Origin of the sequence: Pseudoalteromonas tetraodonis, from assembly GCF_002310835.1 — a bacterium.
In the GTDB taxonomy this organism is placed as follows: Bacteria; Pseudomonadota; Gammaproteobacteria; order Enterobacterales; family Alteromonadaceae; genus Pseudoalteromonas; species Pseudoalteromonas tetraodonis.
The window spans coordinates 2,856,194-2,872,431 of record NZ_CP011041.1; the positions used below are offsets into that span (position 1 = coordinate 2,856,194).

The 16,238-nt window shown below is 37.9% G+C and carries 12 protein-coding genes and 1 pseudogene; 9 read left to right on the forward strand and 4 right to left on the reverse strand.

Features of this window, described 5'->3' with window-relative positions:
* Window positions 1–32 precede the first annotated feature (32 nt).
* On the reverse strand, window positions 33–1,166 hold the full coding sequence (locus PTET_RS13345; protein WP_013465867.1) for a 1-acyl-sn-glycerol-3-phosphate acyltransferase: 1,134 nt from the start codon (window positions 1,164–1,166) through the stop codon (window positions 33–35).
* 440 nt (window positions 1,167–1,606) lie between these two features.
* Here PTET_RS13345 and PTET_RS13350 point away from each other — a divergent pair, with 440 nt between their 5' ends.
* Together PTET_RS13350 and PTET_RS13355 are read left to right on the forward strand one after the other, a co-directional pair.
* Window positions 1,607–2,551, forward strand: coding sequence for a D-2-hydroxyacid dehydrogenase (locus tag PTET_RS13350; RefSeq protein WP_013465868.1), 945 nt, complete (start codon window positions 1,607–1,609; stop codon window positions 2,549–2,551).
* A gap of 174 nt (window positions 2,552–2,725) precedes the next feature.
* On the forward strand, window positions 2,726–3,106 hold the full coding sequence (locus PTET_RS13355) for a DUF3192 domain-containing protein (RefSeq protein WP_013465869.1): 381 nt from the start codon (window positions 2,726–2,728) through the stop codon (window positions 3,104–3,106).
* Between the two features lie 13 nt (window positions 3,107–3,119).
* On the opposite strand, the gene PTET_RS13360 is transcribed toward PTET_RS13355, so the two are convergent.
* The 3 genes and pseudogenes from PTET_RS13360 to PTET_RS13370 all read right to left on the reverse strand — a co-directional run.
* Window positions 3,120–4,019, reverse strand: a complete 900-nt coding sequence (locus tag PTET_RS13360) for a diguanylate cyclase (protein ID WP_013465870.1) — start codon at window positions 4,017–4,019, stop codon at window positions 3,120–3,122.
* Complete coding sequence (locus PTET_RS13365) at window positions 4,009–7,779, reverse strand: ATP-binding protein (RefSeq protein ID WP_096038768.1); 3,771 nt, start codon at window positions 7,777–7,779, stop codon at window positions 4,009–4,011. The genes PTET_RS13360 and PTET_RS13365 overlap by 11 nt, the downstream gene beginning before the upstream one ends.
* A 66-nt stretch (window positions 7,780–7,845) precedes the next feature.
* Window positions 7,846–8,103, reverse strand: a pseudogene (locus PTET_RS13370) (PhoH family protein); the annotation flags it as partial.
* An 85-nt stretch (window positions 8,104–8,188) separates the two neighbouring features.
* Between PTET_RS13370 and PTET_RS13375 the strand changes: the two are divergent.
* The 7 genes from PTET_RS13375 to PTET_RS13405 all read left to right on the forward strand — a co-directional run bounded on the left by PTET_RS13375 (window position 8,189) and on the right by PTET_RS13405 (window position 16,232).
* Window positions 8,189–9,679 carry a site-specific integrase gene (locus PTET_RS13375; RefSeq protein ID WP_008113382.1) on the forward strand — a complete coding sequence of 497 codons (1,491 nt, stop codon included), beginning with the start codon at window positions 8,189–8,191 and terminating at the stop codon, window positions 9,677–9,679.
* Window positions 9,663–12,434, forward strand: coding sequence for a hypothetical protein (locus PTET_RS13380; protein ID WP_013465872.1), 2,772 nt, complete (start codon window positions 9,663–9,665; stop codon window positions 12,432–12,434). Before PTET_RS13375 ends, PTET_RS13380 begins: the two co-directional genes overlap by 17 nt.
* Window positions 12,431–14,515: a site-specific integrase gene (locus PTET_RS13385; protein WP_008113384.1), complete on the forward strand. Its 2,085-nt coding sequence runs from the start codon at window positions 12,431–12,433 to the stop codon at window positions 14,513–14,515. The genes PTET_RS13380 and PTET_RS13385 overlap by 4 nt, the downstream gene beginning before the upstream one ends.
* Window positions 14,512–14,976, forward strand: coding sequence for a hypothetical protein (locus PTET_RS13390; protein WP_008113385.1), 465 nt, complete (start codon window positions 14,512–14,514; stop codon window positions 14,974–14,976). Before PTET_RS13385 ends, PTET_RS13390 begins: the two co-directional genes overlap by 4 nt.
* Before the next feature lie 222 nt (window positions 14,977–15,198).
* Window positions 15,199–15,576 carry a MerR family transcriptional regulator gene (locus PTET_RS13395; protein ID WP_008464133.1) on the forward strand — a complete coding sequence of 126 codons (378 nt, stop codon included), beginning with the start codon at window positions 15,199–15,201 and terminating at the stop codon, window positions 15,574–15,576.
* A gap of 60 nt (window positions 15,577–15,636) precedes the next feature.
* Window positions 15,637–16,026 (forward strand): organomercurial transporter MerC, encoded by a 390-nt coding sequence (gene merC / locus PTET_RS13400; RefSeq protein WP_008109712.1) that lies wholly within the window; start codon window positions 15,637–15,639, stop codon window positions 16,024–16,026.
* The gene (locus PTET_RS13405) at window positions 16,014–16,232 is read left to right on the forward strand and encodes a GDCCVxC domain-containing (seleno)protein (protein WP_008109710.1); all 219 of its coding nucleotides are present in this window, start codon (window positions 16,014–16,016) and stop codon (window positions 16,230–16,232) included. Before merC ends, PTET_RS13405 begins: the two co-directional genes overlap by 13 nt.
* Window positions 16,233–16,238: the final 6 nt, after the last annotated feature.

Consider the following 16,238-nt stretch of genomic DNA (forward strand, 5'->3'; position numbering starts at 1 on the left):
ATTGCTGCTTTGTTGTTAGCTTAAGCTGTTAATTACTGCTCACAGCTTTGTTCATCTACTTGTGTTTTTCGATGAAATGGCTTGGCATACATAGCTAAAACCAAAGCCCTTAACTCTTCTGGCACCTTGGCCAAACGTTCTTCAAACTGTGCTGCGTCATTTTTATTGATCACCGCCTCAGTGCAGCCAGCAGCAATAAAGTTGCCTGGGTGTAAGTAAAACGAATCAATAATTTGCTTATCAATGGTTTTTGCCAGTTCATCGGCACTGTCACAACCTGACTCAATGGGCTGACCAAACGATAAATGCACATGCCCTTTGGCTGAACTAAACCCTTCAACAATGCTGGCAATATCTTCGCCCGCCGATTTAACATACTTGCCATGATGTTGTTTATGATATAGCTCTTTTGCCTTGGCAATTGCACATGGTTCGTATTGGTAAGAGATTGCAACCGGCACCACTTTGAGCTCTTTAATGTATTCGCCAAATTCTTTCTTTTGTTTACGGCCATTAAGTTGCAACATTTTTAAAAGCGCAGGATCAGTTTGATCAACCCCATCTTTAGCGCGCCCTTCTTTTTGGGCAATCCAAATTGAGTGCCCGCTACTGAGTGAATCATAAATATAAGCCGATAACTGAGTCAGCGCTTTTAACATCTCTTTTGGGGCTTTTGCTGAGCGTTTCACAATAAAACTTTTATTTAAGCGCATAAGCTCAGTAATGTAAGGAATTTGCAGCAAGTTATCGCCAATCGCAATTCTCACTGTTTTCATTTTATGCTGGAATAAGCCCCAATTAACCAGTGCAGGATCAAGTACAATATCTCTGTGGTTTGAAACAAAAAGATAGGCTTGATTAGGGTCTAAGTCTTCTAAGCCAGAAAAAGTGACTTTTGAGGTGGTACGTTTTATTAATTTATTTAAGTAATGTGCCACTTCATTTTGTACATCTTCAACCGTTTTAACTTTGCCCCACTTTTTGCGCAACTGATGCTTTATTATAGCGCGTGCTAAAAACCCAACTGCGGATATAAAGCGTGGCAAATTGTATTTTGCAATTACATCAATAAACGCATTATCGTTAATTAATCGCGTTAATGAGGCGGCAACTTCATCGTCATTGTAAGGTCTTATATCTGCGTACTTATCTTCTAATTCAATCATTTACTGCATCTACAAAGTTAAAAACGGCGCGTTAAAACGCCCCGCTGTGTCTGATTTTGATTATAACTCAATCAAAAATACGAAACTAGCAATACTAAAGTTCGATTTACTGAGTTTTCATAGCGTTATAGTTTAACGCCGAGCCAAGCTGTCTTGCTAACAACGCATACGTATAAACTATGGCTATTAATTATTAATTTAAATGGGTAGACCCTACTAACAGCACTTTGTTCAAGTTCACTTAGCAAGGCAGTTGATCATAATAACATGCAAGTTAACCGTCAGTGGGCAGACCACATTTAAATATGGCTCTACAACTGCTAATGTAAACGCAATATGATAAACCCAATAACATTCAAATAGATGATACTCTTTTTATCACAAGCACTTCGCGTACAGGGGTTATTATTCCCTTAACACATACACTATTAGGACACACCGTGAACATAACAATTCTTGATAACGCTACACTGGCAAACACCTCACTTGATTGTATCTCAGCACTGGGAAAGCTTACCGTGCATCAGCTAACTAGCCCAGAGCAAGTGCTAGCACATAGCCAAAATGCAGAGGTGTTAATCACCAATAAAGTAGTGATTAATCGTGACACCATGGCACAATTAACATCTCTCAAACTTATTTGTGTTAGTGCCACCGGCACCAATAATGTTGATTTAAATGCCGCGAAAGATTTAGGCATTGCGGTAACCAATGTTGCTGGTTATTCAACCCCCTCGGTTGTGCAGCACACCTTTTCGTTAATTACTAACTTATTAGGCAATACTCATCGCTACCAAGCGGACTGCCAACAAGGCGCATGGCAAAAAAGTGAAATGTTTTGTCGCCTTGATTACAGCTTTAATGACATTCAGGGTAAAACATTAGCCATTATTGGTGGGGGAACTCTGGGCAATGCTGTATCTAAAGTGGCTGAAGCCTTTGGTGCTCATGTCATTGTTGCAGAGCGCAAAGGTGCTGAGTGTCGCCAAGGACGCACGCCTTTTGAAACCGCAATAAAAACAGCGGATATTATCAGCGTACATTGCCCACTTAATGATGAAACGCGTGACTTAATTACGCTTAATGAATTAAAAATGATGAAACCAACTGCGCTTATTATTAACACCGCGCGCGGGGGGATCATTAACGAAGCCGACTTAGCACAAGCCTTAAAAACCAATGTGATTGCTGGTGCAGGTGTTGACGTACTAACCAAAGAGCCTGCTGAGCACAACAATCCACTGGCCAATTACACGGGAGATAACTTACTACTAACCCCACATATAGCGTGGGCCAGTACCGAATCTATTGTGCGCTTGGTTAAAGAAGTGAGTTTAAATATCGCTGCATTTAGTCAACAAGAGTCGCGTAATCGCTTGGTTTAATGCCGTTAAATTAAGTTAGTCAAAATAACTAAAAAGTGGCTTTTTAATTTTATTTCTTAAAAAAGCCACTAACTCAAAAATCACTTTAAAAATAAGCAATTGATTTTTAAGGACTAAAAAACTGGCCTAGTCTTTGCTCTAAAGTCTGTAATTAATCATCTAGGATAATAAAAAATGAAAAAAACACTTTTAATCGCCGCCCTCACCGCTCCTTTTTTAACTGGCTGTGTTATTGCTGTATCCGATGGCGAAGCGGAAGGTCATTGGGCTGGTAATAGTTCTTCTAGCTGGCAAGCAACACATAAGAATAATCGTGAAATTATTTCAGGCTTGGCAATGGATAGCTCTTATCAGTCGGTATTAAAAACCCTAAAAACACCTGACTTCACCGAATTACTCAAAAAAGAAGAGGATGTTTACCAAGTCTTATTTTATGCAACGCACAGCATCCATTCAGATGGTAAAATGACTAAAGATGAATGCACACCGTTGGTATTTAAAAATGATAAATTAGTTGGTATTGGTGCCTCAGCACTGCAAATGCTGACAAACTAAGTAACTACAGCATTTATTGGGCGCTAATTTGATTGCGCCCTAACTTTTTCGCATTATACAAACCGGAATCAGCTTCTTCTAACAATGCTTTTTCAGTGTAAGCTTGGCTACTCTCACTAGAAGCAATACCGATGCTAATGGTGACGTGTGTAGCGTTTAAAGACGCATTATGTTCAATATTCAAATCATTAACGGCGTTACGTAACTTGTTGGCAAAAGCGATTGCACCTTGCTGATTGGTTTCTGGTAATACGGCCACAAATTCTTCACCGCCGTAACGCGCAACAAAATCACTGCCACGCTCACATTGCGCGGCTAACGTTTTTGCCACTGTTTTTAAACATTCGTCTCCAGCTCGGTGGCCATAGCAGTCGTTATAACGTTTAAAATGATCAATATCTATGAGTAAAACGCACAAAGGAGAGTAGTTACGCTTACTTCTACGCCACTCTCTTTCTAAGTTCTCATCTAAATAACGTCTATTGGGTATTTCTGTTAAGCCATCAATAGAGGCAAGCATTTCTAGCAAATCATTTTTTTGCTTAATTAATAACTGGTTCCGCACTCTAACTTTCACAATAGCGGCACTAAATGGCTTACCAATATAATCCATTGCGCCGAGCTCTAGCCCCTTTGCCTCATCTTCATGACGGTTGTTTGCAGAGATAAAAATAATAGGAATAGCCTGACTTATACTGTTCTCTTTTAGCTGTACGAGTACTTCATAACCATTCATACCAGGCATCATGATATCTAAAATGATTAAGTCTACTTGTGTGTGTTTAACAAACGCCAGCGCGTCTTCGCCGCTTGTCACTAAGTAAACATCATGCTCATCGCTTAAGGTTTTTTCTAAAATGATTCGGTTAAGCGCATCGTCATCTACAATTAATATTTTTGCTTTATTTATCATTGCTTACATCTAAAATTTTTATATAAATATGAACTTGTTTTAACTGTATTATCAGCTCTTTAATTGCAGCATTGGCGCTCTTGTCGCCCACTTTTAATAATTGCTCAGTATGTTGAGCACATAATAATAATCGGTTAAACCCTAAGTTTCCTGCTATCCCTTTTAGACTATGCACTAAGCGTACCATTTCAATAGTAGGTATGTCTTTTTGAAGATCAGCTGAATATGACTCACTTAACACCGCTAACTTAGTAAGCATGCTTTGCAATAGCTTCTCATCATCATTGAACTGTGTCAAAGCGAAGGTTTTATCAAAAAAGCAAGGCTTAGATATGCCTAAATCAGCTATCGATGCAAATAAAATAGGCGCAACCACAGGCTTAGTTAAATGTTTATTCATACCACTATTCAATGAACGTGCAATGTCGGCAGGCTCACAATGTGCAGTTAATGCAAAAATAGGCAATTGCTGGGCGTCAAACTGTTGGCGTATTATTTGGGTTGCTTGATAGCCATCAATACTCGGCATTTGAATATCCATTAAAACTAAATCGGGGCGCAATATATTCACCCATTCAACCCCCTGTTTAGCATCACTAGCAGTCACAACATTCACTTCGGCTTTACACAATATACTGCTAATAATGTCGAGATTGAGCGGGTTATCATCTATGGCTAATACTAAGGTTCCCGCTATTTCTTCTTGTGGTTTATCCGCTTTATATTGAGTTACTTTCTTTAACTTTTCAGGGGTTAAACTAAGTAACCGCTGCGCCAATGCACTGCGCGGTAAATACTGGCTAATAAAAGAGTCATTTATTGAAAGCTGATTCGGTTGCGAGTGCTCTATAACGATGAGTGAAGTAGTACGAGTGTGTAATACTGCTTTTATTGCTGAGGTGAGAAAGGCAGGTACGTCATCAGCATCGATTATAATGCTATGCGCTTGTTGCAAACAATCTGGATCAGTTACGACTATTTCAAGAGCTTGATTATTGAAAAAAGGATGCGCGGTAATAACCTGATTAAGCAACTGACTCTTCGCGCTGGTGATCAGTAATAGTCTATCTGTAAAGCTTGCTGATTTCTCGGTATCTGTCGCTAAATCAAGCGTGAAGTAAAAATGACAGCCATGGCCTTTATCACTACTGAGTGCAATTTCACCTCCCATTAATGCCACACTATGCTTTACAATTGCCAGCCCTAAGCCAACCCCTTGATGCAAGCGAGTAGATGATTCATCACCTTGCGTGAAGGCATCAAATAAACGGCGTTGATCCGCTTGAGCAATCCCCACTCCCGTATCAATAACCTGAAAACAAATACGCTGCTCTATATGGCTCTGACTCGGCTGTAATGTCATTTTTAATGTCACACTGCCTTTATTGGTAAACTTAACGGCATTGGTAAGTAAGTTACCTAATACTTGTTGCAAACGAATTGTATCACCGACTAAAAATGGAGAAATTTGCGAGTCTATGTCGATTTTTAGCTGTATCTGTTTTGCTTGGCATAAAGGTAAAATTAAACTTTCGCAGGTATCAATCAAATCAACTAAGCACAATGGCGCTAATTGCAGCGTTGCTTCTTTACTTTCAACACGGGCAAAATCAAGCATACTATTTAGCATCTGCAACAAATTATTGGCCGCATATTTTGCTTGGCTAGTTTGTTGAATTTGCCGCTGTGTTAACCCGTGCTCTGCGAGCATATCCAATAATCCCAACACGGCATTGAGGGGGGTGCGTATTTCGTGGCTTAAATTAGCAATAAAACGGCTTTTAGCTAACGTGGCACGCTCTGCATCATCTTTGGCTTTGGTAAGTTCTGTAACATCTTGAATATGAATAACATAATAAAGCGGCTGACTATTTTCATTCCAAATTAACGACATACTCAACTGTAACCAGGCATTTAATTGGGTATGAGCCAAGGTTAAGTGAAACACCCTTTTCTTATTATTTAATAATTGCTGTAGTAATGCTTCAAGCTCCTGCCATTGCGTATTATTAAAAAGCGCATAAAAAGGGGTATCGGTTAATTTATCATGCTTGGAAAATAATTTTCGTGCGGCTTTGTTTATCTGTAAAATAGCGTACTCAAGCGAGAGTAAAAACACCCCATTTGCGGCAAATTCAATTGCGCTTCTAAATATAGATTCAGACTCTTTTAATGCATACAAAGTATGTTGTTGTTCTGTAATATCACGACCAACCCCCATAGTTCCTAATAAGTGTTGCTGTTCATTGTAAAAGGGAGCAATGGTTAACTGATAAGTTCGCTCAGCAACATCTATGCGCTGCTGAATTTGCATTCTATGCTGTAATACTTGATATTCCAGCAAACTAATTTGTTCATACTCGTTACTTATGTTGTGTATTTGCTGCCCAAGAAGTTCACCTTGAGTTTTTCCAATAAACAACTCAAACGCTTTATTACAGCCTAAAAAAATGCCTTCTGTATTTTTAAAATAAATAAAATCAGGCACGCTATTAAGTACTGTGTTTAATAACGCTAAATGACGCTCTTTTGCTTGGTCGCTATGTTTTAGCTTTTGCGATTGTTGCCGTACTTGATCATCTAACTTTTGATTAGCATTTTGCAAAGAAATAACTAAATGCTCATTTTTCGCAAAAATAGCTTTTACCCGAGCAAACCAAGGTTGCCAGTTTAACGGTATTTGGTAATTTAAATACCCGCTATTGTCATCGTTATGATGCTCTAAATAACGCATCAACTCGGTCATAGGTTTGATAAATATACGTTTGCTTAACCAAAAAAAGATGTAAAACATCAAACATAAAAATAAGGCTAACGAAATAAACTCTATCAATACTTCATACACAATACCGCTTGAGAGAGTGTGCTTGTCAGCAAGAAACGCCAGATGAATAGGGTTCTTTTTTGAAGGCTGAATTAAAAATAATGAGTCTGCTCGCGCATTACTCTTTTGTGAGGGGCTATTAATATTAGGCCAATAGGTCGATAACTTTATGGCTTGATTAATTGGCTGCTGTGAACTGGCAATAATTTCATTCTCTTGGTTGATAAAAACATACTCGCCTTGCTTTGAGGTTATTTTTTTCAACCAACTAGAGATAGCCTGTAAGTCATATATTAAAACAATATAATCTGAGGAGTTAAGCTCTCGCTGTCGGCCAACTGCAAAATATGCGTTATTGTCTACTTTAATAACGGCACTTGAAGTGAGTTTGTTCGCTGAAGGTAAGGGTTTAAAGTCGCCATTAAGTACCTGCGTTAAAATATAACTTTGTGTATTGTTACGCCGAGCTAAATAAGCAAAGCCGCGCTCATCAACATAGGCTACAGAATGCAGCGACGAAAGCAGCGCTAAAGCGGTATTGAAAGACGGTGCCAGCGACATGACTTTTTGCCAGCGTGATAATGCCTGTTCGGAATAGCTGAATTGGCCTTTTCCTACTATTTCGCCATTAAAATGTGCTATCTGGCTATAATAATAATGCTCGTATTGATTAATGTTTTTTGTGAAGGCATGATTCGCTGGTTGTGGGGCGTGTTTGTCATACATAATAAACATCGCATTAAGTAAATCGTCGATGGCTTGCATATCATGGTCAAGCTGCGCCGATAACGCACTAAAATCGGTGGTCTTTTTTGTTATTGCACGGTCCATTTTTATATCATAAAAATGCAAACACAAAAAAGAGGCCACCAATAAAGGGATTGCTAACGCCACAAAAACAGAGCGATGATAATGTTTTAGCGGTAAAAAATTCAACGACCTACCTAATTATTAGCTCAAAAATCAAACTGTAGACTATAGAGCCAAGATGTTAAGCGCAAGTTATAAATTTTCCTCGGCGAACGAAGCCAGTCGACTACGTACTACCCCATTAAGATTTACGGTAGCACCACCTTCAAAGTGCTTAAACCGCTCTACAATATAGGTAAGCCCCGAAGTAACCGCCGTTAAATAATTACTGTCTATTTGTGCCAAATTCCCAGTACAAATTAGTTTTGTTCCTTCTCCGCAGCGGGTAATAATGGTTTTTAGCTGAGAAGCTGTTAAGTTTTGGCTTTCATCTAAAATCACCCCCGAATTGATATAATACTATCATACCCTCAATAAACTTGAACAAAAAAGTTTTTACACACATACTCTAGCTAAGAATCAAAGGTGAACGAAAATGATACTTCGAAATACAACAAAAACTAAAATAATTAAAACATCAGTCAACTTTGGAAAAGGAATGTCTTTTCACCTCGATAAATCAGGGCAACCTATTAAGACTGAAAAAGGCATCAGAACTCACTCATATAGGCACGATAAAATAGAACCTAATTTTCCAGTGCTATATCACCCGACTCGCTTCACCGAATGCCAAGAAATGAACTTATTTTTAATGCACCGCTTTGAAGGTCATTTCAGTCTCAAAAAGAATCAAATAGACAATGAGGCTTTTAGTGACGCTTATCATGCCAGCCAACCGGGAAAGCCATTAGATGTTAAGTCTGTTCGCAGTATAGCTAAGCACTTAAAAGCTTTCTTAGATTGGTTGGATAAAGATGATGCATCCTATTTTGAAGTAATAGCTGCACCACTTTCAAAACAATCTGTAGATGATGATATTTCTAGGTTACCTGTGTGGAGATATCACAAACATTTATGTGAAAGAGTCGAAACCAAAGATAAGTCTAAACGCATAAGCTTTAACAGCGCTCAAGAACGAATTAGAGCTGTTAAAGCATTCTATATATGGAGCCATAAGCGCGGAGCTATAGATAGCCTCCCCTTCTCACTTGAATACAAACAGGTACGTATTAAATCGAAAGCTAAATCAGGTGTCAGTTCGTTGTTTCAATTACCTACCAGCAACAATCGTTCTGGGGGCTTATGGAAATGGGTCAGTAATTTGAGCATTCCAAATACATTGAAACAAAAAGAAGACTCACCAGACAAAGGTCTACAACCATATTCTCCAAAAGAACTTAAACAGTTACTGGAGACGAATACAGCTCAAAAAGAGACTTATAAACTTTATTTGCAGTGTGCCTTGTTAGGTGGACTTCGATCTTTTGAAATTTCGGCCATCGACCAGAAAGACCTCTTTAACCCTGATGAAAAAGAAAACGAGAAACGTATTCCAAAATTGAACATTGTACGAAAAGGACATAAGCCAGTGAGATTAACAATAGCGCGAGTTCTAATGAAGCTTTTGTACAATCACACTTTGACAATTCAAAATATGAAGCGACGTACCAAACATGAGACTAATCATGGTATGGACAATAGCGAACATCCGCTTCCTTTGTTTATGAATAGTTCAGGATCGCGGATAAGCGAAGATACACCGGGGAATACTATTTCCATAGTTAGAAAAGAACAAAGGAAGCAGGGATTAGAAATACTATTACGCACATTCCATGACTTACGCGCTACCTTTGCTACTTATGTCGCTAAATACCTAATTGACAAAGGTGAATCAGAAAGTTCCATCCGACAAACACTAATGACTTTGATGAGTCACGAAAGCTTTAAAACAACCAAACGTTACATCGACTTTGCCAAAAGTGTATCAGTGGATGCATACGGAGCGATGTCAGAGTGGGTAAAAGATATCTACGGTGATGTTAACGAATTGCTTATGCGTGAGGCTGAAGATGCTACAGCAAGTTAAAACGCGGAAGTCCAATCGTATTCCTGCTAGATTTAAACCTCATTCAATTGTTCTAGCCGAACAGTTAGACGTTTTATTTAACAGGGCATATGACAAAGAAAGCAATATTAGCACAGGTGACGACACTGCTATTTCAATGAGTCGCTTGCGGAATGCTTGTGTCAGTTTACAGCACATTCTTCCTCTAGCCCTTAATAAGGTTAGTGCAGATACTGCGACATCAATTCAAACTTCGGGATTAAATGCTCTATCAGACTTTGAAATTTGGCAAGAACTGGAATACTTTTGCATTAATGAAATAAATGATGTCAAGCTACCTAGTTATGCTACTCGTATAGAAGAAGCTTTAGAAAACATAGCTAAGTTTCATTTTTATGATAACGCTATCAACGCTCCTTTTAGGCTAGTAAATGGGGCTACTTCAATCGACATAACTAAATTATTCGAACTTGAATTCCATCAAGTAAAAGAGACTCGTAAATTACTAAAAAAATATCTGGACTATCTCGTCCTTCCAGAATTAAGCCTCAAAGATTCTTCTATTAGAGACAACATCCTCAAAACTGCGACTGCTATTATAAATATTTGTCTACATGATACTTTTAAGAATACTGAACGCGTCAAACTGCCATTATTGGCAACATTAAAGGATAGGGAATTCGTTTCATCATTTATATGCAATCACAACTTCCGTACTTTTTTAAAATTTATACTACCCGATGTGTGGGGTAAAGCTAGAGTCAATCAATTTAAAACTGAAGCCGAAGTGATAGGGTATGCACAAAGCATATCATCCAAATTTGGCAATGAAGTTGATGCTTTTTTGAAAAATCAGATAGCAAGCGCTTCGGAAGCTAATACAACAAGAGTTAGATCCTCAACTTTATCATTTCCAAGGTGGTTGAATAGTGCTGGTAGCGTAGCATCACCAATAATTAAGCTGCTTAGTGAGCGTGGAATTCAAGGGTTTGCAGAAAATGGCCTTCAGGGATTTAAATACCTTTATAAGCATTACCAAGAAGAAACTCAAAATAACCAGCAGTTTTTACTGCTACTAAACGCTGCATTGGACCTTTACCACTTTGTTACGGGTGAAAAAATCGCAAAGGAAAGTTTATTACCCTACTCATTGGGCTATTACCTTAAAGAAAGTGACACTACCGAATGGCAGAAGCATGAGTGGGTATATGACAATGCCTATAAATTTTATCAAAACCTAGTCGAATACCATAAAGTTTTTACAAAGCGAATTGATGGCGAGAGCATAGGCATCGTCACTCTCAAAGGTTACATAGGTAGTATGGCTAGAGCATTGAAAGAAAATGCATCATCATTAACAGATGAACAAATGAAGCTTATTGCCAATCATGGGGTTCATGCTTTTGTTGAAAATAACTGTGAGATACTAAAGGCTATAAGAGAGGCAATTCAACTAAAATCAAAACAAGGCGATTTGTCGGTTTTTGTTGGTAATCAATATCAGAGCGCTATCGACAAATTACTATCGTTTTATGGTCTAGATACTATTAAAAGCTTTCCGGTCAACACCGAATTAACTGCACAACATCAAGAGCAACTCTCTCAGAATCAAGATAAGCTCTACTCATATAGAGAAGTAGTAGAATTAGCATATTACATAGAAAAAGGGCTTTCTGAGACCTTACTCACAATTAAAGACAAAGTTACACTTTATGCAGCAAAAGTCATATTGAAAACTGGTTGGAATTCAACTCCTACGCTAGAGCTTGATACTGACGACTTATTTTTCTTTAACACGCCATTACATTCAAGTAAAACTCCTGCTCTTCGTTTATTTAAACGCCGAGCTAATTATCAAACACAATGGCATAAATTTGAAATTAAAGCCGAAGATCTAGAAAAAGAAGGCGTCTTATACGGCGACGTTGTCGAACCAGTAATATTTGATATTAAGGCTGCGACTAAACTTACGTCTATTTACCGCCCTTCTATTGAGAACCTATCAAAAAGAATTTTTGTTTTTCCCAAAGTAAATAGTATTGGAGAAGTAAAGATTCAATTATTAACAGCATCACGTTTCAAGACCACTATAGATAGGATATTGACTGAGCTTGGGTGTGATATCGTATTTAATTCGCAAAAGATCAGAAAATCAGGGCTTAACTACATTTACCGAAAAGTTGCCAAAGAATTTAAGTGGTATCAAAAAGCTGGCAAGCACTCTTATGAAACGTTCTTGCGTCATTATTTAATGCAAGATAACAAAGATGTTGCAATGACAATCAACAGAGCGACAAAAACAATGGCAGACTATTTTGTTCGCGATGTTACCGACAAAGTAATCATTTTGCAGACTCCACCAGAAGACGGTAAAAAAGTCCCGAATGGCACATGCATTAACTCAAAAGATAAATCCGCAGTAGTGGCATTCGAATCACAAAACAGGAAATTATTAGACCAGCGAGATACAAACGAGCATGCATGTGCCGACTTTAACGCATGCTTGTGGTGTCCGTTCTATCGCTGTGTTGCTGACGCATTGCATGTTTGGAAACTTTTGTCATACCGGGATTTTGTTGTTGCTGATATGGAAAACTCAGCCGCAACATTTGACTCTATAACAGAGCAACTGGAAAACATAGAGCAGTTGAAAAATAGGGTTAACGAAATATTAGCTGATATTGCCAAGCTTAATGCTCAAGCTGTGACTGATGGAAAAGAACTATTGAGAACAGAGGGTATTCATCCTCATTGGAAAAACACAGGTTTGCTATGACCAAAGAGATAACTAAAACAAAACTACTTGATATCGCTGTTGTAAAAACACATACAGGTCAAATCACTATAAAACCTTTGGTTCAGGTGTTAGAAGATTTTAAAGTTGATGATACTAGCGCTTTTAATTCGATTGCTTTGTGGGAAAACAGAGCATTGAATATTGCTAAACATGGCACTATTCACTTTGGCGATGACACTTGGATAAGCTATGAAGAAACGCAAAGAAATGTGAATTTTAAAGGTGTTGATGAATTAGCATATCAAATTCGAATTTATTCACTAATTAAACTCACACATGGTGATGTTGTAGGCGGTAAACCTCTAAAAATCTCTACACTTCAAAATGATGTAACGTATCTAAATTTATTTGCAGCCTTCTTAAGACAAAGAGGTTATCACTCATTTCATGAGTTGGAGTTCAAATCTGACTTAGTTATTAGGAATCTCATAAAAGACTATTTATATGAAGTCAGGAAAATAGCTATTTACAGACAATCACACTCATTTACTAAACTATTTGACGTGCAGCGCAGCTTTCGTCTTTTTGGCCCTAAGGTGTGTAGTGTTTTTATTGATGTACTTAACCAACTAAACGAGTTACACCATCCGAGACCAGTCACTTATTCGCACCCTGTCATTCCTACTAAAGTAATGAAAAAAATTCTGAAGTTTGCAGAAAAAATAGTTGAAAACTCTAAGGATAAGATAGAACGATGGCTAGAATTAAATGCACGCTTAATAGATAGTTTAAATGAAGGCTCCGTTGAACCACCGCCCAAAATTAGTACAGGTGAGCTAATAGCAAAACATGTAAGAAACTTACCCGATGAAGTGGAATTCATTCAATTATCCGAAGAATTAGAAGATTTAAAATTAGCCACATACATTAATATCTTGGCCTATACAGGCATGAGATATAACGAAGTACTTACATGCAAGGTTGGCTGTGCCAATTACAAAGATGATATTTATTACATTACGGCAATCATGACCAAAACCGACAACAGTAAGGTTGAGATGGAATGGTTTTCAAACGCTGAAGTACATGAGTGTGTTGGTATTTACGAAAAATATGTGTTCGGTATGCAAGAAAGGGCAAAAGCTGTACTTTCTTCATGCAGAGCCAATATAACAAGTAGTCAAGCACACAACTTGAAAGAAGGGTTAGAAAGAAACCGTCTTTTCGGGGTTTCACATAGTAGCTGTAGTGTTAGTTTTAGCGATGCTGGGCGATTCACAAAATTTGAGGTTAAAAACAGTGAAAACATTGAGCTTTTTGACTTAACTCTAGACGATGATGATATAGCAGAGCTTGAACGCCTTGAATCTAACTACAAAGAAGTTAGAGGAGAGAATAGAGGTGTCCCATACGAAGAAGGCGATACGTTTAGATTAACCGCTCACATGTTTCGACATACGTTGGCCTACTTTGTCATTGCCAATAAATTAGGTGAGCTTGATGATATTAGATATCAATTTAAACATTTAACCAGCCTAATGACGTTTGTTTATACTCGAAGAGCATTTTTGGCCTCAACAACTTTAATTAAAACTACTGAAGAGTTTAATGAGATTTTAATTGACCGTGTTGCAGAAGAGTTAATAGATGAAGCCGAGTCACAATCACTTAAAGGTGGTGCTGGTGAGCAAATTAATAAAACATCTAAAGATCTGATAATAGGTATTACTGATAGTCAAAGTAAAGATTCGACTGTGATTAAGCAGATCCATTTCAGTTCAATTGAAGAACTGAAAAAATTTCTCGTCAAAAATATTAAAAACATACGTGGCTTGCCTACGGGGTACTGCACTGCGGGAGAAGCTTGCAAGATAAAAGGAGCAGGAATCCCTAGTGGCTGTGTGTATTGTGGTAGTAAAATCATTACCAAACGCCACAAGGTCAATTGGCAAGTGATAAAAAAAGATGCGACCCAGAAACTAGAGGCATATGCAGCATCAACCACAGAAGAGCAAGAAGATTACGAGCTATTTGCTATTCACTGGAAAAATAATATAGCAGCAGCTGACTATGTATTAGATGAAGGCAAAGCGCATACAAACCAAGGAGAACAAGCATGAGTAGCGCATATGATGATATAAAACGTGCTTTTGAAGAGATGAAATCTGATGGCAGCAAGATAACCAAAAATGCAGTAGCAACGAGAGCTAAAAGAAATATTGCGAATCTATCTAAAGAAGAAGAAAAATGGGTAAAGTTACGAGAAAGTATTGAAAAAGCTCAATTAACTTGGGAAGAAAAAAATAAAGATAATTTAATAAAACAACTCAGAACAAAGGTAGCCGAACTAAAAAGCAAGCTTGCTAAAGAAAAGCAAAAAAATAATATCGGCACTAAGGAAATCGATAATAAAGATACAAAGTTATTAGTGTTGTTGAGTGAAATGTACGCAGAAATAGATAAGCTCAAACTGATTAATGCCGATTTACAAAATCAACTTCAGCATTCAGGGCAACATACAGAAATAAGAGTGGATACGTCTACTGGTGAAATTATTGAATTAGTTTCAACGAAACAATAGATTAGATGTAGTAGCTCATATCTCAACTTACAGTTTTGTTGATTAGGCTTAGACTTCACCTGACAGGCAGCAAGAGCGAACAAGAGACGGTCAGAGTGATCTGGATATGTGAACTTAATTCTACAAAGAGGACGCTTAGCGACCCCGTTCATGCAATAAAATTGAGTTTAGGCAATCCGCATTAATTGTATAATGATATTTCTGCTTCTAAAGAGTATGTTTATGAGAACCATTGGAAAACTGGCAAAAGATTTAGATATCAATGTTGAAACAATCCGTTTCTATGAGCGCCAAGGTCTGATAGAGCAACCTTTAAAACCAGAGTCTGGTTACAGAATGTATGGCGATGCCCTTACCAGTCAACTCAAATTTATTCTGAAAGCTAAAGCATTAGGGTTTACGCTGAAAGAAATTGAATCGCTTATGTCACTAAGTGACAGTTGCGCTGATATTGAGTCGATGGGGTTGCAAAAACTTAATCTCATTCGTAATAAAATTGCTGATTTACAGCGATTAGAGAAAGTAATTCAAGATATGACAGATTCTTGCAAGGCCAATCAAGACCCTCAATCCTGCCCGGTAATAAATTCACTTAAATAGCTATTGACCCCGTACTTATGTACGGAGTTTATACTACCTTAAAAATTGAGGTAGATAGTTATGATCAATAAAATTCTAGATAAAGTAGGTTCTGGTGGCGTTTGGCTAGCCGCCCTTAGCTGCACAGCATGTTTTCCTGCACTCGGCTCATTGGCATCTGCTCTTGGGTTAGGTTTTCTTTCACATTTTGAAGGGATAGCGGTGAACACCTTATTGCCATTATTTGCTTCACTAGCGTTGTTAGTTAATTTCTATAATTGGTATCAACATCGAGATTCATTGAGAGGCGTTTTAAGTGTCATTGGCCCAATTGCAGTATTGCTGACCCTTTATCCTTTATGGCAATACGACTGGAGCACTTACTTATTTTACTTTGGGATCATTTGGATGGTCGTAATGTCTATTTTAGATATTGTTAAGCCCATTAAGGAACCAGTATGCAAGGTATAGAACTAGAATCTAAAATCACTTGCCCTGAATGTGGATTTAGCAAAGTTGAAACCATGCCTACAAACGCTTGCCAATGGTATTACGAATGCGAAAGCTGTAAAGCACTACTTAAACCGTTAAAAGGTGATTGTTGCGTTTATTGCTCTTATGGAACAGTTAAGTGTCCTCCTATTCAAGAAGGCAATGCATGTTGCTCAGGTAAGTAGCCTAGT